General features: G+C 69.5%; 16 protein-coding genes, 1 tRNA gene and 2 pseudogenes. 6 read left to right on the top strand and 13 right to left on the bottom strand.

All coding sequences use genetic code 11. The features are described 5' to 3' along the window. Nucleotides 1-66 precede the first annotated feature (66 nt). The 4 genes from H4W81_RS30895 (at nt 67) to H4W81_RS30910 (ending at nt 5420) form a co-directional block, all read left to right on the top strand. Entirely contained in the window at nt 67-1047 is a 981-nt protein-coding gene (locus H4W81_RS30895) for an SGNH/GDSL hydrolase family protein (RefSeq protein ID WP_192778039.1), read from the top strand. Between the two features lie 36 nt (nt 1048-1083). Further along, nucleotides 1084-2412 (top strand): outer membrane protein assembly factor BamB family protein, encoded by a 1329-nt coding sequence (locus H4W81_RS30900; protein ID WP_318782056.1) that lies wholly within the window; start codon nt 1084-1086, stop codon nt 2410-2412. Nucleotides 2413-2552: 140 nt separating this feature from the next. After that, nucleotides 2553-3770 carry an acetyl-CoA C-acetyltransferase gene (locus tag H4W81_RS30905; RefSeq protein WP_192778040.1) on the top strand — a complete coding sequence of 406 codons (1218 nt, stop codon included), beginning with the start codon at nt 2553-2555 and terminating at the stop codon, nt 3768-3770. A 378-nt stretch (nt 3771-4148) separates the two neighbouring features. Next, complete coding sequence (locus tag H4W81_RS30910) at nt 4149-5420, top strand: beta propeller repeat protein (protein ID WP_192778041.1); 1272 nt, start codon at nt 4149-4151, stop codon at nt 5418-5420. On the opposite strand, the gene H4W81_RS30915 is transcribed toward H4W81_RS30910, so the two are convergent. The 3 genes from H4W81_RS30915 to H4W81_RS30925 form a co-directional block, all read right to left on the bottom strand. Further along, nucleotides 5383-5793 (bottom strand): PPOX class F420-dependent oxidoreductase, encoded by a 411-nt coding sequence (locus H4W81_RS30915; RefSeq protein WP_192778042.1) that lies wholly within the window; start codon nt 5791-5793, stop codon nt 5383-5385. The two genes, H4W81_RS30910 and H4W81_RS30915, sit on opposite strands and share 38 nt — an antisense overlap. A 64-nt stretch (nt 5794-5857) precedes the next feature. Further along, nucleotides 5858-6091: a DUF4287 domain-containing protein gene (locus H4W81_RS30920; protein ID WP_192778043.1), complete on the bottom strand. Its 234-nt coding sequence runs from the start codon at nt 6089-6091 to the stop codon at nt 5858-5860. Between the two features lie 158 nt (nt 6092-6249). Then, on the bottom strand, nt 6250-7029 hold the full coding sequence (locus tag H4W81_RS30925; protein WP_192778044.1) for a Bax inhibitor-1/YccA family protein: 780 nt from the start codon (nt 7027-7029) through the stop codon (nt 6250-6252). 121 nt (nt 7030-7150) lie between these two features. On the opposite strand from H4W81_RS30925, the gene H4W81_RS30930 reads away from it, so the two are divergent. Together H4W81_RS30930 and H4W81_RS30935 are read left to right on the top strand one after the other, a co-directional pair. Continuing rightward, entirely contained in the window at nt 7151-7597 is a 447-nt protein-coding gene (locus tag H4W81_RS30930; protein ID WP_192778045.1) for a hypothetical protein, read from the top strand. Beyond that, on the top strand, nt 7581-8255 hold the full coding sequence (locus tag H4W81_RS30935) for a class I SAM-dependent methyltransferase (RefSeq protein ID WP_192778046.1): 675 nt from the start codon (nt 7581-7583) through the stop codon (nt 8253-8255). Before H4W81_RS30930 ends, H4W81_RS30935 begins: the two co-directional genes overlap by 17 nt. A gap of 202 nt (nt 8256-8457) precedes the next feature. On the opposite strand, the gene H4W81_RS30940 is transcribed toward H4W81_RS30935, so the two are convergent. From H4W81_RS30940 to H4W81_RS30980, 10 genes and pseudogenes are all read right to left on the bottom strand, one after another. After that, nucleotides 8458-8530: transfer RNA gene (locus H4W81_RS30940), tRNA-Leu, on the bottom strand. A 49-nt stretch (nt 8531-8579) separates the two neighbouring features. After that, nucleotides 8580-9095, bottom strand: coding sequence for a peptide deformylase (locus H4W81_RS30945; RefSeq protein ID WP_318782057.1), 516 nt, complete (start codon nt 9093-9095; stop codon nt 8580-8582). After that, complete coding sequence (locus tag H4W81_RS49535) at nt 9092-9604, bottom strand: glycine cleavage system transcriptional repressor (RefSeq protein ID WP_192778047.1); 513 nt, start codon at nt 9602-9604, stop codon at nt 9092-9094. Before H4W81_RS49535 ends, H4W81_RS30945 begins: the two co-directional genes overlap by 4 nt. 21 nt (nt 9605-9625) lie before the next feature. Continuing rightward, a pseudogene (locus H4W81_RS50170) lies at nt 9626-9727 on the bottom strand (hypothetical protein); the annotation flags it as partial. A gap of 262 nt (nt 9728-9989) precedes the next feature. Then, nucleotides 9990-10982, bottom strand: a pseudogene (locus H4W81_RS30955) (NAD(P)/FAD-dependent oxidoreductase); the annotation flags it as partial. A 120-nt stretch (nt 10983-11102) separates the two neighbouring features. Next, complete coding sequence (locus H4W81_RS30960; RefSeq protein WP_192778049.1) at nt 11103-11921, bottom strand: uracil-DNA glycosylase; 819 nt, start codon at nt 11919-11921, stop codon at nt 11103-11105. A 169-nt stretch (nt 11922-12090) separates the two neighbouring features. After that, the gene (locus H4W81_RS30965; RefSeq protein ID WP_192778050.1) at nt 12091-13599 is read right to left on the bottom strand and encodes a hypothetical protein; all 1509 of its coding nucleotides are present in this window, start codon (nt 13597-13599) and stop codon (nt 12091-12093) included. 177 nt (nt 13600-13776) lie between these two features. Then, a complete protein-coding gene (locus H4W81_RS30970) occupies nt 13777-14724 on the bottom strand; it encodes a Ppx/GppA phosphatase family protein (protein WP_192778051.1) in 948 nt (315 codons plus the stop codon). Further along, nucleotides 14721-15248 carry a DUF501 domain-containing protein gene (locus H4W81_RS30975; protein WP_192778052.1) on the bottom strand — a complete coding sequence of 176 codons (528 nt, stop codon included), beginning with the start codon at nt 15246-15248 and terminating at the stop codon, nt 14721-14723. The genes H4W81_RS30970 and H4W81_RS30975 overlap by 4 nt, the downstream gene beginning before the upstream one ends. Beyond that, entirely contained in the window at nt 15235-15672 is a 438-nt protein-coding gene (locus H4W81_RS30980) for an FtsB family cell division protein (protein ID WP_192778053.1), read from the bottom strand. Before H4W81_RS30980 ends, H4W81_RS30975 begins: the two co-directional genes overlap by 14 nt. Between the last annotated feature and the right edge of the window lie 84 nt (nt 15673-15756).

A 15756-nucleotide genomic window follows, 5' to 3' on the forward strand; every position in this document is an offset into this window, starting at 1 on the left:
GTGGTGGGGCCTTGGTTAGGTTTCCTGATAACGCTACCGTCGCGACAGGTCGAGGGGGGCCGCCGAGTGATCTGGACTCCGGGGGTGGCGCGCACGGCGCGCAGGATCGCCGCGGCGGCCGCAGTCGGTGGGGGCGGCCTGACCGCCCTGGGCGCCACGGCGTACGGCCTGCTGATCGCCGAGAGCCTGGTCGCGAGGCGGGTGATCGGGCGTCCGCACGGCATGGAGGGCCCGCCCTCCGACGGCCTCTACGGCGACTTCCCCGGCGAGCCCATCAGCCTGGTCATGCTCGGCGACTCCCTCTCCGTGGGCCTGGGCATGAGCGACCCCGAGGACACCCCCGGCGTACGGCTGGCACACGGCCTGGCAGCCGTCGCCGAGCGCCCCGTCCGGCTGACCGTCGTGGGCAAGTCGGGGGCCGCCTCGATCGAGCTGGGCGACCAGGTCGACAGAGCCCTGAAGGCGCGTCCGGGGGTGGCCGTCATCTTCGTCGGCGCCAACGACGTGACCACGCAGACGCCGCCGGCGACCGCCGTACGGCATCTGGCCAAGGCGGTGCGGCGGCTGCGCGAGGCGGGCGCCGAGGTCATCGTGGGCACCTGCCCCGACCTGGGCACGGTGCGTCCGATCGCGCAGCCGTTGCGGTGGGTGACCAGGCGATGGAGCCGCCAGCTGGCCGCCGCGCAGACGGTCGCGGTGGTCGAGGCGGGCGGCAGGACGGTGGCGTTCGCCGACCTCTTGGGGCCGGAATTCGCTACAAATCCGGGCGAAATGTTCGGACCGGATCGTTTCCATCCATCTGACCGAGGTTACACCCAGGCCGCTTACGCGGTGCTACCTTCTGTATGCGCTGCGTTGGGGTTGTGGCCCGAACCACGGCCCGGGCGTGGCGAAGGACTGCAAACGATCTACCTTGCGGCGGCGACGGCTGCGGAGGAGTCAGGCACAGAGGTCACCGCGACCAGGGTCGCAGGGCGGGCGACGGGTCCCCACGGTAGGTGGGTCACGCTTTTCCGCCGACGACCAGAAGACACCCTCCCCGGCTGAGCCGCCACTCCTCGCCCCCATTGGAGTGGAATAACCGTGCTCCGGCCCCTCGCGAAACCGGCCCTCGCCCTGGCCGGAACCCTGTCCCTGGCCGCCTGCTCAGGCAGCGACGCCGCCACGACCGACTTCCCCACCTGGCACAACACCGACGTCAACGTGGTCAGCCGCATGGTCACCGCCGCCGGCGTGGCCACGACCACCTCCATGAAGCCCGACGGCACGCTCGAGACGGTCGCCCTCGACCTCACCACGGGCAAGAAGCTGTGGGCCCAGCCCGCCACGATGGCGGGCCGGCTGCCCGGCATGGGCGTGCCGCCTCCGGCGATCGTCGACAACGTCATCGTCTCGCTCGACCCCGGCAAGAAGGGCAGGTGGAACGCCGCCCTCGTGGCCCGCGACGCCCGCACCGGCAGCCAGAAGTGGATCAGGCCGGTCCACTCGACCTTCGGCCCGCAGCGCTGCGGGCCCTATGTGTGCGTGTCGGAGCACACTGCGCTGTCGTCGGCCAGGGTGGTCGTGCTCGATCCCGCGACGGGCAAGCTGAAATGGAAGCTCCCCGGCATCGCCGAGGTCGAGTGGTCCGACGCCAACAGGGTGCTGCTGCTGCGCCTGGCTGCCAATCCGATGATCGAGTCCTACGAGCTCAAGACCGGCAAGCTCCAGTGGCAGCAGCCGATCGAGCAGGCGCTGGGCCCCGGCATCGACATGTCGGGCGGCTGGGCGTTCGGCGCGACGGGCCAGAACCTCGTCGGCTACGTCGCGCCGTACACCAATCCGCGCACGAAGAAGGTCTCCACCTTCGGGCTGTTCTCACTCAAGATCGCCGACGGCACGGTCAACTGGATGCGCCCCTCCGTCGTGCGTGTCTACCCGAGCGGCAGCCCGGGCTTCGCGCCGGTGGTCCGCCCCGTCGACCAGCAGGGCCAGTACGGCGGTTTCGCCAGGCTCGACTCCGAAACCGGCCGCGTCATGGGCCAGATCACCGCCGCCCAGGTGCCGGGATCGGGCTGGTGGCTGGCCTTCCCGCAGCGCATGGAGCGGCTCGGCTTCCTCAAGCACAACAGCGGCGGCTCCGCCTTCGACCTGACCACCGGCAACTCCGTCCCGGTGAAGGACCAGCACGGCTGGTCCTTCTGCGTCACCGACCCCAAGCCCCTGCCGCTGAAGGGCCAGGCGCCCGGGTTCTACTCGGTGGCGGCGATCTGCGAGTTCGACCTGTCGAACGGCAAGCGGGTGGCGGGCGCGAGCGCGCCGCCCTCGTGGTTCACCGGCAGCCAGGACGGCTGGCGGCTGTGGCGCGACGAGAAGGGCGCCCTCCACGGCATCAAGGACGGCGCCGCCAACGCTCCCGGAATGTACGGCTGACACCGGCCGGGCGGCCCCGATCGCCCGGCCTTTCACCTATCTGAAACAAAGTTCTGTTTTACTGGGCCCCGGGTCGTGGCAACGGGCCTACCGAGGGGTAACCTCCCGATGGAGTGCTGACACGAACCCAGGAGAGCCCCATGCCCGAGGCAGTCATCGTCGCCACCGCGCGCTCGCCGATCGGCCGAGCCTTCAAGGGGTCGCTGAAGGACATCCGTCCAGACGACCTGACCGTCCAGATGATCCAGGCCGCGCTGGCCAAGGTGCCGCAGCTCGACCCCACCACCATCGACGACCTCATGCTCGGCTGTGGCCTGCCGGGCGGCGAGCAGGGCTTCAACATGGCCCGCGTGGTGTCGGTGATGCTGGGCCTCGACAACGTGCCGGGCACCACGATCACCAGATACTGCTCGTCGTCGTTGCAGACCACCCGCATGGCCTTCCACGCGATCAAGGCCGGCGAGGGCGACGTGTTCGTGTCGGCGGGAGTCGAGACCGTCTCCCGCTTCGTCAAGGGCAACTCCGACTCGCTGCCCGAGACCCAGAACCCGCTCTTCGACGGCGCCCGCGCCCGCACCGCCACGTTCGCCGAGGGCGGCCAGACCTGGCGCGACCCGCGGCAGGACGGCACGCTCCCCGACATCTACATCGCGATGGGCCAGACCGCCGAGAACCTCGCCCAGCTCAAGGGCATCTCCCGGCAGGAGCAGGACGAGTTCGGCGTCCGCTCGCAGAACCTCGCGGAGAAGGCCCTCGCCGACGGCTTCTGGCAGAAGGACATCACCCCTGTCACGCTGCCGGACGGCACGATCGTGAGCAAGGACGACGGACCCCGCGCGGGCACCTCCTACGAGGCCGTCTCGCAGCTCAAGCCGGTCTTCCGCCCCGACGGCACCGTCACGGCCGGCAACTGCTGCCCGCTGAACGACGGCGCCGCCGCGGTGATCGTCATGAGCGACACCAAGGCCGCCGAGCTGGGCATCACCCCGCTGGCGCGCATCGTCTCCACCGGTGTCACCGGCCTGTCGCCCGAGATCATGGGCCTCGGTCCGGTCGAGGCGTCCAAGCAGGCGCTGTCGAGGGCCGGGATGTCGATCTCCGACATCGACCTCGTGGAGATCAACGAGGCGTTCGCCGCCCAGGTCATCCCGTCCTACCAGGACCTCGGCATCGACCTCGACCGCCTGAACGTCAACGGCGGCGCCATCGCGGTCGGCCACCCGTTCGGCATGACCGGCGCCCGCATCACCTCGACGCTGATCAACAGCCTCCAGCACCACGACAAGACCTTCGGCCTCGAGACGATGTGCGTCGGCGGCGGCCAGGGCATGGCCATGGTTCTGGAGCGCCTCTCCTAGCCTCACCCGGCGCCCGCCGTCACGACCCACGCCCGACCGATTCGGCGGGCGTCGTGACGGCGGCCCGCCGAAGTCCCGCTGGGCGGCGCGCCCGCGACGGACGGGACCACGTGCCTGCGGAGGCGCTGGGGCGGCTTGCCGTACAGAGGAGACTGACGGCAAGCCGCCGCGGCCACGCAAGCCATCGGGGCCCCAAGGCAGGGAATCGCGGCGCTCCTGGACGGGCGGCCTCGCAGAGTGCACCGGGACCGCTGCCGCTTCCTCCGGGCTCTGGAGGGAGGGCCACACGGGCTCGGGGAGAGCGCCAGGAAGCGGATGAAAGATGGCGTCTGTGCGGAACCGGCGTGCCGGGCCCGAAATTTCGTCATAATGCCCGCGATGAAGATCGCACAGCGAGCCGCGGCCCTCGTCGTCTGCGTGAGTCTCGCGGCGGCCTGCTCGGGGGAGCGAGACGGCGCGAGCGGGGACGCCGGGGCGAAGGCGAGCCCGACCCACGCTCTGAGCACCGTCGCGCCCCCGCCTGCCGCGCCATCACCAGCCCCTCAGAAGAACTCCCCGCCGGCGGACACCTCGTCCGAGAGCGGCGAGAAGAGCACGTGGGTCGCCCTGTCACCCCGGTGGAAGCAGGTCAGGAGCGCTCCGCTGCGTGACGCCTCCCGTCTGGTCGACGTCGTCGCGACAGGACCGGACGCGGCCTGGGCGGTCGGGTTCCACGACGGCGCCGAGGACGACGAGGGCCGGCCCGTCATGCAGCGCTGGAACGGGCGGACCTGGTCGAAGGTCGCGCTCCCCCCGCTCTCCGGGCCGGGCGGGTTCGACGCCACCGGCCCCGACGACATCTGGTTCGCCGGCGACGCCGAGGTCGCCCACTGGGACGGCAGGCGCTGGGCCGTGCACCGCCCCTTCGGGATCGCCGAGGACAAGCACTTCTCCGACGTCTCCGTCCACAACGGCCGCGCGCTGCTGATCGGCTCGGACGCGTCGGGCTCGTTCATCGTGTCCGGCGAGGACGGCAAGTTCGCGTTCCAGTTCCCCGGAAGGTCGGGGGCCTTCCACGCGATCAGCCACCGAGCAGGTCACGCCTGGGTCGTGGGCGCCAAGTCGCGCGAGTCGTGCGCGGGGCTGACCCCGATGGTCCTGCACAGCAGGCAGAAGCACTCCTCCTGGGAGGAGTTGCGCCTGCCCGACATCCCCGGCGGGAGTCTGCGGGCGGTCACGCAGATCTCGCCGACCGATGTGTGGGCGATCGGGGAGATCACCAACGGCGGCGGCAACGCCCACGAGGGCGACCCGTCCTGCCCCGACACCTACGAGACAGCCGAGGACCAGCCCACCACGCCGCTGGTCCTGCACTGGGACGGCCGCGCCTGGCGGCAGATGACGGTGCCGCCGGCGAAGGGCTCGCTCACCGGCGTCACCGCCTTCGGGCCCGACGACGTGTGGGTCTCGGGACACGAATCCGTGGTCCTTCACTTCAACGGGCGGAAGTGGACCGCCGAGAGCGCCTTCGGCCGGGGCACCGTCAAGGCGATCGCCGCCATCCCCGGCACCAAGGACCTGTGGGCCGTCGGCGCGATCGACGAGTGGACCGACGAGGGCGAGGACTTCGTCCTCAGGCGTGACGGTCGGGGCCCGCGCGATGGAGGGTGATCCTCAGCACCACCCTGCGCTCGCGCTCCATCGCCTCGCGATACTCCGCCCAGTCGGGATGCTCACCCGAGATGCCCCGGTAGTAGGCGATCAGGTGATCCATCGCCTCGGGAAGCGAGATGACCTCGGCCGTGCCCTCGACCTGGATCCACTCGCCGAAGAACCCGTCGGTGAACACGCACACCGCGACCTGCGGGTCTCTCCTGACGTTCTTCGTCTTGGCCGCGCCCTCGCGGGTGCTGATGACCGCGTGGCCGTCGTCGTCGACGCCGACCAGCACCGGTGACATCTGCGGCCGTCCGTCGGCGTGCCGGGTGAGCAGGACGGCATGATGGTGGCGGGCCAGGTAGCCGCGCGCCTTGTCGAGATCCATCACACCATGATGCGCGCCCGAGCCGACTGATCGGCACGGGCGCGTGGGGGGTTCTCGGTGGGGTTTAGATGAACCCCATTCTGTTTCGACGGTGCCGCTCGTGCTCGAGGACGATGGCGGCGGCGTAGCCATGAGTCAGCCCGTGCTCCTCGGCGAGCCAGTGCGCTCGTTCATCACATCTGAGGAAGGATGGACCGTTGTCGATGGCTTGGAACCACTCTGGGAGTTCGCGTCCCGTTATGGCCGGGACCCTTGCGATCAGCTTCGTCTGCGTCTCCGGTGAGTGGTTCAAGGACATGGGCACCTCCACGGATTAAGGTCCTTTGCTTGACACTGCAACACCTCACCGCGAATGGCAACCCCTCGGCGGCCAGCCTTTTGTCACGCCGAGTAGATCACTGGTGGCGCAACGAAAAGACCCCGCTGGTGGACCAGCGGGGTCTTGCGCGTTGACGATCAGTCGTCGCCCGAGAAATAGCTGATGAAACGCAGCACCTCGAGGTAGATCCAGACGAGGCTCAGCGTGAGCCCGAACGCGCACTGCCACGCGTACTTGTCGGGCGCGCCCGCCTTCACCCCGCGCTCGATGTCGTCGAAGTCGAGGAGCAGGAAGAAGGTGCCGAGCAGGATCATCGCGGCGCTGAAGATCCAGCCGAGGGGGCTGTCGGTCCGCAGGCCGATGCCGCCTTCGACGAAGAAGCCCGCCACGAGATTGACCAGGACCAGCGCCAGCGCGCCGATCGCGGCCGCGATCACGAACTTGGTGAACTTGGGGGTGACCCTGACGATCCGCAGGGAGTAGACGGTCAGCACCGCCGCGAAGGCGAGTGCCGTGCCGATCACCGCCTGGAGCACGATGCCGTTGAAGAACGACTCGTACATGCGGCTCAGCGCGCCCACGAACACGCCGTAGAACAGCGCGTAGCCGAGGATCAGGGCCGGGTTGGTGCTCTGCTTGAACGACGCGATCAGGCCGAGGACCACTCCGATGAGGGCCGAGATGGCCGCGACGCCCATGCCCACCTCGAAATACCACGAGGCGGCGCCGGCGACGACGAGCGTGCCGAGCGTCATGAACCCGCGGACCACGACGTCGTCGATGGTCATCGTCCTGGCGGCCGGCGGCGCGTACGCCGGGCTGTCGTACATCCCCTGCAGGTGCTCGGGGCTCGGGGTCCACCCTTGCTGTTGATGGGTGTATGGCGACCGGCTGAATACGGGGTTCTTACTCTCCATCGCTGCCTCCACGCTGCGACCAATGTGATCAGAGTATTGGACCGGCTGTCACACAGGCCAAGTCACGCCGGGATCTATGTATATTCGAGACTTCCGCAGCGATCTCAACGAACGAGGTGCCGTGTCGGTTCCCGACCTGGTCGCGGGGCTGGCCGCCCGGCACGGACTGCGGGTCAAGGACCCTGTCGTCCTTCATGATTCCTACAATATGCGGATCCACCTGCGCCCTCATCCGGTCGTGGCGAGGGTCGCCACCGTCACGTCGGTGGGCAGGCCACGACCCGCCGAAGCGCTCGCGCGGGAAGTCTCCGTCGCCTCCTTTCTCGCCGCCGGCGGCGAGCCCGTGGTGCCGCCCACCGACCTGATGCCCCCTGATCCCTTCTCCCACGCGGGCCTCGACGCCTCTTTCTGGCAGTTCGTACGGCACGACGCCGACAGCCCGGCCTTCCTCGCGGCGCGGCGGCTCCAGGGAATTCTGTGGACACTGGCCAAGCCGAAGGTGTTCCCTGAGTTCGCCGGCCGGGCGCAGGCCGTATTCGAGGAATGGCTGAATGAGCACCCCGCGTGACTACGACTCGAACCCCGCCAGGTTCAGGCTCGGCGCCGGGCTCACCACCCGCCACCTGACCGGCGGCACGTCCCTCTACGCCCACCTGGCCGCGCGACTCAGGCACGTGCCACGCGTCCTGGACATCGGCTGCGCCGACGGCGCGCTGCGCGCCGAGCTGCCCCAGGTCGTGGGCCTGGACGCGTCCTTCACGATGCTCCGTGACCACCCCGCGCCCCGGCTCATGGGCGAGGCGACGGCGCTGCCCTTCGCCTCCGGCTCCTTCGGGGCAGCCGTGGCGGTGAACATGCTCTACCACCTGCCCGATCCGCTCTCGGCGCTCCGGGAGGCGAGGCGCGTGCTGGCGAGGGGCGGGGTGTTCGTGGCCGCCACGCCGAGCAGGGCCGACTCCCCCGAGCTGGCGGAGGTGTGGCGGCCCGCCCTCACGACGTTCGACGCCGAGGAGGCGCCCGAGCTGGTGGCGGCGGTGTTCGAGCGGGTGGAGGTGGAGCGGTGGGACGCTCCGCTGATCACGCTGCCCGACGCCGCGACGGTGCGTGACTACCTGGTCGCCAGATTCGTCCCGCCCGAGCGTGCGGAGAGCGCTTCCCGAGAAGTTTCTCCGCCTATCACCTTGACAAAGCGTGGCGCTATGGTGTGGGGCTTCGTCGCCGTTTAAGCAGGACACATAACCGCATTCGGGACACTCTGATAAACGGTCCATGAATGGATCCAGTCAAGCCGGGGCGAGCCGCCTGGTGAGCCACGTCACCCCGGCTCACCACCGCCGGAAGCCCCGACGCCGCCCCGGTTCTGACCCCCTGACCGGGCGTCAAGGAGAAACGCCTGGTCAGGGGGCTAAATTAGTTATAAATTGGCGGTGCCCCCGGCGGGATTCGAACCCGCACGTCAACCCTTTTAAGGGGTTTGCCTCTGCCATTGGGCCACGGGGGCGCCGCAATCATACGAAACGGACCATGCTCACGAGGAGCACAACTTTGTATCAGGCGTAACAAGAGTGAGATTTGTGGTGAAGTGCCCGCGCTCCGGACACTCTGTCCAGGAACAGCACGCCGTCCAGATGGTCGAGTTGGTGCTGGATGCAGCGGGCCTCGAAGGCGTCGGCCTCGATGGTGACGAACTCGCCGGTGCCGGGCAGCTGGCCGTACACCGTGATCTCGGCGGCTCTGAGCACCTCGGCGGACAGGCCGCGCACCGACAGGCAGCACTCCCTGCCCGCGCGCCAGTGGGAGGCCTCGGCCAGGCGTGGGTTGACCAGCGTGAGCGCGCCGGCGCTCGACCGGCTTCGGGGGTGCCGGCCCGCGTCGAAGGCGATCAGCCGCCAGCTCAGCCCGATCTGGGGCGCGGCGATGCCCGACGGCATGCCGGTCTCGCGCAGGGTCGCCAGCAGGTCGGCGGCGGCCGAGACGACGAAGGGATCGGTCGGGTCCACCGGTTCGGCGGAGGCGGACAGCACGGGATGCGGCGCGCCGAGCACGTCGCGGGGGACGCCGCTCACAGCACGTCCGGTTCGCAGGGACGGAAGGTGATCTCCGAGCCCAGCTCCGCGCCAACGGCGGCCAGGCGGCGCATGAGGTCGGCCACGTCGACGGAGGCGGGCAGGTCGACGTCGGCGATGAGCACGTAGAAGCGGCCGGTCAGTCGGGTGCTCATCCCGGTGATGTTGCCGCCGACCGAGGCGAGCACGCTGGAGACGGCCGAGATGATGCCGGGCTTGTCCGGCCCGTGCAACGTGAGCACGTAGCCCAGGCCGGTGCCCGCCCCACCGGGGTCGCGACGGCCTTCGACGGCCGCCGCCGTGACCACCAGCTCGCGGACCTGCATCCGTTGCCGCAACTGCTCGGCGGAGAGATCACCCGCGACGAGGAGCATCATCGCGACGTGCCCGCCGAGCAGCGTCATGGTCGAGTCTTGGATGTTGACGCCGCACTCGGCCAGAGAACCGGCCACCTCGGCTATCACGCCTGGCCGGTCGGCGCCGAGCACGGTCACCGCAGAGAGCCCCACCCCTGGATCTCCCCCTTCTCCTCACGCGCGGAAGGAGGGTCCCGAAGCGTCAGCGGCGGTTGCTCGCGACCGCCGCCCTGAACTCGTCGCGCGGGTGCTCCATCTCGCCGAGAGACACGGTCTCCCGCTTGAAGAACAGCGCCAGCGTCCAGTCCGCGACGACGCGGACCTTGCGGTTCAGCGTCGGCACCCGGGACAGATGGTACGTGCGGTGCATGAACCACGCAGCCAATCCGCGAAGCTTGACCCCGTAGACGTTCGCGACGCCCTGGTGGAGGCCGAGTCCGGCGACCGATCCGACGTACTTGTGCCGGTATTCAGCCAGTTGCTCCCCGCGGAGCGTGCGCACGATGTTGTCGGCCAGGACCTTCGCCTGCCGTACGGCGTGCTGGGCGTTGGGCGCGCAGTACTGGCCCGGGTTGGTCACGTCGGGCACGCCTGCCGCGTCGCCCGCGGCGAAGGCGTCGTTCGTGCCGGCGATGGTCAGCTTGGTGGTGGTCTTGATCCGGCCGCGCTCGTCGAGCGGGAGGTCGCCCTCGGTCACCACGGGGCTCGGCTTCACGCCCGCGGTCCAGACGAGGGTCTCGGCGTCGAACTCGGTGCCGTCCGACAGCATCACGTGGCCGCCGGTGGCCGACTCCAGGCGCGTGTCGAGCTTGACCTCGATGCCCCGCTCGCGCAGCTGCTCCAGCGTCCACTTGCCCATCTCGGGGCCGACCTCGGGCAGCACCCTGTTGGTGGCCTCGACCAGGACCCAGCGCACGTCCGACGGCTTGATGTTGCGGTAGTAGCGGGTGGAGTCCTTGGCCATGTCCTCGAGCTCGGCCAGGGCCTCGACGCCCGCGAACCCGGCGCCGACGACCACGAAGGTGAGCGCCCGCCGCCGGACCTCGACGTCGTCGGTGGACTCCGCCACGTCGAGCTGGTGCAGGACCCTGTTGCGCAGGGCGATGGCCTCGCCGACGGTCTTGAAGCCGATGCCGATGTCGGTCAGGCCGGGGATGGGCAGGGTGCGCGAGATCGAACCCGCGGCCATCACGAGCAGGTCGTAGGAGATGTCGCGCGGCTCGCCCTCACCCGGCACGAAGGTGACCTTCTTGGCCGCGTGCTCGACCTTCGTGACCATGCCGTTGAGGATCTCGACCTTGGGCAGGACCCTGCGCAGCGGCGCCACCACGTGCCGGGGTGAGAGGTTGCCCGCCGCCGCCTCGGGGAGGAAGGGCTGGTAGGTCATGTAGGAGTTGGGGTCGATGACGGTGATGTGCGCGCTGCCGTTGCGCAGCTCCTTGGAGAGCTTGCGCTGCAGGCGCAGGGCGGTGTACATCCCGACGTACCCGCCGCCGACGATCACGATGTGCTTGTTCACCTGAGGTCCCATCCCTCGTGTTCACGCTTGTGAAACTATTCACAAGCATACGCCCGCAACCCTCTGTGAGGCCAATGCCTTCCTGGGTGACGCTGCCCACACTATAAAATGCCCCAAAGAGCGCTTTATAGCCTATTTAGCGATATTTGGCTCTTTGTGGAAGGCGATATTTGCCGCTCTGTGGAAGATGTCGTCGAGCATCGCGGCGGTGACCCTGCCGGTGAACGTGTTCTGCTGGCTCGGGTGGTAGCAGCCGAGCAGCGTGACCTGACTCTCGCCGTACGTCACGGGCACTTCCAGGCCGTGCGCGAACGGCGGCCTGCTGCGCGGCAGGCCGTACCCGGCGTCCTTCAGCGCGGGCCACATGGCCTGCCAGGCATAGCCGCCGAGCGCCACTACCACGCGCACGCTGTCGGCGACCAGCGCGATCTCGCGCTGGAGCCAGGGGTAGCAGGCGGCCTTCTCCTCCGGCAGCGGCTTGTTGCCCGGTGGCGCGCAGCGCACGGCCGCCATCACCCGCGCGCCGAGCAGCCGCTGTCCGTCGCCGGCGTGCACGCTGGTCTCCTGGGTGGCCAGCCCCGTGCGGTGCAGCGAGGCGAACAGCCAGTCGCCGCTGCGGTCGCCGGTGAAGATGCGCCCCGTCCTGTTGCCCCCGTGCGCGGCTGGCGCCAGCCCCACGATCAGGATGCGCGGCTGCTCCGCGCCCCATCCGGCGACGGGCCGCCCCCAGTAGGTCTCCTCGGCGAACGCGCGCCGCTTGACCGTCGCGACCTCCTCGCGCCACTCCACCAGGCGGGGGCAGGCCCTGCAGACGGACTCGCGGGCGGTCAGCTCCCCGAGGGTACGGCTGGCGGCCGCGAGCTCCCTGACCCCCTCGGGGCTGTGCGCGACGGGGGTGTCGGGAGCCGCGGGATCGTCGGGCCAGCCGGTGCCAGGAGGTACGTAACTCATGGCACCGATAGTGCCCGATCAGGTCACTGGGATTCCGCCGTGGCAGTGGCAGCGGCCGCGGGGACGGATAAGGGGGCCGCTCACGCGATGCGCACTACTGCGGAACGCACAGGAGCGGCAACAAGAAAACCGGGCGGCACCTTGAGGTGCCGCCCGGTTTCAATTCACCTTAGGACTGAGCCGGCGCAGTCGCCTGCGTGCTCGGCTCGTCGTGCGGCTGCGCGCAGACGCCGGTGCTGTACTTCGTGGAGACCGAAGCGCCGGTCTCGACCAGCTCCAGACCCGCGGTGCCGCCCTTGAGCTCGTCACCGGCCAGGTTGTAGTCGATCGGACGGGTCACGGTGTCCACCCCAGCGGGGAAGGTCACCGAGATGCCGCTGCGGAAGGCGCCGTTCACCGTGATCCGGTAGGAAACCGAAGCAGAGTGAGCCAGCGAGCCGGTCCGCTTGAGCGTGAAGCTACCGGTCAGCTTGGCCGCGGTCACCTTGCCGTCGGTGCAGGTGACGCCGGTGGCGGAAGCCTCGAAGCTCGCGATCGAGTAGGTCGGAGCCGGGTCTTCCTTCTTGCAGGCCGCGTACGACTGCGAAGCCGAGTCGCGGTTGCCCGGGCCCGAGATCGCGATCGACACGGTGCCGCCCTTGGTGGCGTCACCGCTCAGCGCCTGCTCCGACAGCTCGACCGACTTGCTGCCCGCACCGTGGAAGTAGGTGGAGCCGCTGGAGACGGCCTTGCCGTTCACCGACCACACGTACTCGACGCGGCCGCGGCCGGTCGAGGAGACGGTGGCGTTGGCGCCGACGGCGCAGGTGTTGTGGTTGGTGCCGGTGGTGGGAGTGGACACCGAGACCTTGGTCTCGTGGTGGCCGCCGTCACCCTTGCACCAGACCTTGTAGTGGGCCCGGTTCGACTCGGTCGAGCCACGGCCGAGGGTCTCGAGGACCGCCCAGCCACGGTGGCTGGAACGCGGGGAGAAGCCGAAGCCGACCTTCCGCGAGTCCCAGACCTTGACCTTGCCCCCGTCGACGACGTCACCGTTGAGGATCCAGCGGTAGTGCACCCAGCGCGGGCGGTCCACCCTGATCACACCGGTGAAGTCGATCTTGTCGCCGGGCGTGCACGAACCGACGTACTCGCTCGGGTTCGCCCACGCGCGAGCCGACACCTTGTCGTAGTCGGCCTCGCGGAGACCCTCGTCGTCGTTGTTACCGCACGCGACGGAGAAGTAGACCTTCTTCGACTTCACGTGCTTCGGGCCGAGGACCTCGAGGGCCTCCCAACCCTTGACGTTGCCCTTGAAGGTGACGGACTGGGCGACGTTGACCTTCTTGACGCCGTTGCCCGCGACCTTCTTGGTCTGGACCTTGCTCTTGGAACCGTCGCCGTGCAGCCAACGCCACGCGACCGTGGTCTTGCCCTTGAGCTTGACCTTGATCTGCGCCGAGAAGTTGACCTTCACCGGACACGAGCCCTCGTAGTCGCGGATCGACGCCTTGGGCGTCGAGACCGAGACGGCGATGGGCTTGGCCTGGCTGGTGGCTCCGGCCGCGGCGGACAGCGTGCCCGCCTTGGCCGTGGTCGCCGCCTGGGCGGGGCTGGCCAGCCCCGCGACCATGGCGGCCAGCACCGCAGACGTGGCGCCGAAGGCGGCCACCCTGCGGAGCAGTCCTGAGGACTTCATGTGAGAGTGCTCCATTCCGTGAGGGAAAAGATGCGCTCGGGAACGGTCGCCACGCCGGCACCATCCTGTGCCGGACCATATGGCAAAGCCCCCGTAAAGCTCCTTTACCTAATCACAGAACAGAATGCACTCTCAACACACGCCAAAGGGGCCGAATGTCCCAAATCACGGAACTTTTCAGGAGATGGACCAGGCGATTCCGTCCAGAATGTCGTGTTCACTCACGACGACCTGCGAAAACGCGAAACGCCTGACGATGCGGTCGAGAATCAGGGCCCCCGCCCCAATCACGTCGACTCGTCCCGGATGCATCACCGGAACGGCCGCGCGCTCACCATGGGTCATGGCGAGAAGCCTGCGCGTCACGTCGTGAACCTGTCGCGCGGAAAGAATCGAGTGATGAATCCGCTCCGGATCGTAAGCGGGAAGGTCGAGCGCGATACCCGCGATCGTCGTGACCGAGCCCGCCAGACCCACAAGTGTCGTCGCCTGCCGTACGGGGACCGCCGCCTCGACCCGGTCGAGCGCCGCCTCGATGTCGGCCACGACCCGTTCCAGCGCCGCCGCCTCCGGCGGGTCGCCCGCGCCGCGCAGGTGGCGCTCGGTCAGCCTGACGCAGCCGATGTCGACCGACAGCGCGCCCTCGACGGACTCGGAGCCGACCACGAACTCGGTGGAGCCGCCGCCGATGTCGACCACCAGGTACGGCGGAAGCGGCCCCTGCGGCATCCCGGTCTCGGCCGACAGGCGCAGCAGGCCCCTGGTCGCCCCCACGAAGGACAGCTCGGCCTCCTCGGCGCCGGAGACCACCTCGGGCGCCACGCCGAAGATCTCGCGCACCCCGTCGACGAACTCCTGCCTGTTGGCGGCGTCACGGGTGGCGCTCGTGGCCACGACCCTGGTGGCCGTCGCGCCGTGCTGGTCGATCAGCTTGCGATAGTCGCGCATCGCGGCGAACGTGCGCTCCAGCGCCTCGGGGGCCAGCCGTCCTGTCCTGTCGACGTCCTGGCCGAGCCGGACGATCTCCATGAGCCGCTCGACCTCGGTCAGGTCGTCGCCGTGGATGTCGGCGATCAGCAGACGGACGGAGTTGGTGCCGCAGTCGACGGCCGCCACGCGGGTCATTCGGCATCCCCGTGGGACGACCCGGACTCGGCGACCCGCACACACGGCCCGTCCGCCCACCACTTCGGCAGGTGCTCGAGCGCCTCGGCCCCGAAGGGGTTCGTCCCCGGCGCCGCCAGTTCGTGCGCGACCAGCGCGTGCAGGCACTTCACCCGGTACGGCATGCCGCCGGTGCTCTGCATGTCGCGCGGCAGCGGCTCCATGCCCTCCTCGGCCGCCGCCTTGTCGCGGCTGGCGAGGTAACCGTCGTGGGCGGCCTGGTAGGCGGCGGCCAGTTCGGGGTCGTCGGCGAGCCTGGCCTGCATCTCCTTCATCAGGCCTGAGCCTTCGAGGGTGCCGATCGCGGAGGCGGCCTTGGGACAGGTCAGGTAGTAGAGCGTGGGAAACGGGGTGCCGTCGGGCAGCCTGGGAGCCGTCTCGACCACGTCGGGATTGCCGCACGGGCAGCGGTGCGCGACCCCGCGCAGGCCCCGCGGCGGACGGCCGAGCTGCAACTCGACCGCCGCGATGTCATGGCTTTCCATCGTCCTTCTTCTCCTCGGCTGTGGGCGCCGCGGACGCCTTGACGCCCTTGCCCGTGTCGGCCGCCTCGACCGACTCCCACAGCGTCTGGTACCAGGGCGGCGTGATCGTGGGCTGCTGTCGCCCGCCCGCCTGGGTCTGCTTGGACTCGCTGTCGGCGACCATGTAGCACTTCTCGCCCGCGCCGCAGTAGTGGAGCCTGCGCCTGGCCTCGCGCTTGATGTAGTTGGGGTCCTGCAGCTGCTTCTGGCGCTCGGCCAGCCTGCGCTGCTCCTCGAGCTCCTTGGCCTTCTCCGCCTGCAGCTGGGAGATCGCCCGCCGCTGGGCGACGTACTCGCGCACCGGGTAGGCGAGGCTCATGGCGATCGCGCACACGACCACCGCGAGGATCGCGGCCCTTCCCGTCAACTGCGGTCGTTTCGCCATCGATGCTCCCTCCGCCGCACTGCGCCCATCCGGTCACCGGCGGGCCCTGCCGGGACCGGCGCCCGGGCCCCGAATCCGTTCCGG

Source organism: Nonomuraea africana (assembly GCF_014873535.1).
Lineage (GTDB): Bacteria > Actinomycetota > Actinomycetes > Streptosporangiales > Streptosporangiaceae > Nonomuraea > Nonomuraea africana.

Coding starts and splice junctions, on each gene's coding strand:
- H4W81_RS30925 (WP_192778044.1), bottom strand. CDS start 7,029: ATGGAGAGTAAGAACCCCGTATTCAGCCGGTCGCCATACACCCATCAA.
- H4W81_RS30905 (WP_192778040.1), top strand. CDS start 2,553: ATGCCCGAGGCAGTCATCGTCGCCACCGCGCGCTCGCCGATCGGCCGA.
- H4W81_RS30915 (WP_192778042.1), bottom strand. CDS start 5,793: ATGGATCTCGACAAGGCGCGCGGCTACCTGGCCCGCCACCATCATGCC.
- H4W81_RS30965 (WP_192778050.1), bottom strand. CDS start 13,599: ATGAAGTCCTCAGGACTGCTCCGCAGGGTGGCCGCCTTCGGCGCCACG.
- H4W81_RS30920 (WP_192778043.1), bottom strand. CDS start 6,091: ATGTCCTTGAACCACTCACCGGAGACGCAGACGAAGCTGATCGCAAGG.
- H4W81_RS30980 (WP_192778053.1), bottom strand. CDS start 15,672: ATGGCGAAACGACCGCAGTTGACGGGAAGGGCCGCGATCCTCGCGGTG.
- H4W81_RS30975 (WP_192778052.1), bottom strand. CDS start 15,248: ATGGAAAGCCATGACATCGCGGCGGTCGAGTTGCAGCTCGGCCGTCCG.
- H4W81_RS30970 (WP_192778051.1), bottom strand. CDS start 14,724: ATGACCCGCGTGGCGGCCGTCGACTGCGGCACCAACTCCGTCCGTCTG.
- H4W81_RS30960 (WP_192778049.1), bottom strand. CDS start 11,921: ATGAGTTACGTACCTCCTGGCACCGGCTGGCCCGACGATCCCGCGGCT.
- H4W81_RS30910 (WP_192778041.1), top strand. CDS start 4,149: ATGAAGATCGCACAGCGAGCCGCGGCCCTCGTCGTCTGCGTGAGTCTC.
- H4W81_RS30935 (WP_192778046.1), top strand. CDS start 7,581: ATGAGCACCCCGCGTGACTACGACTCGAACCCCGCCAGGTTCAGGCTC.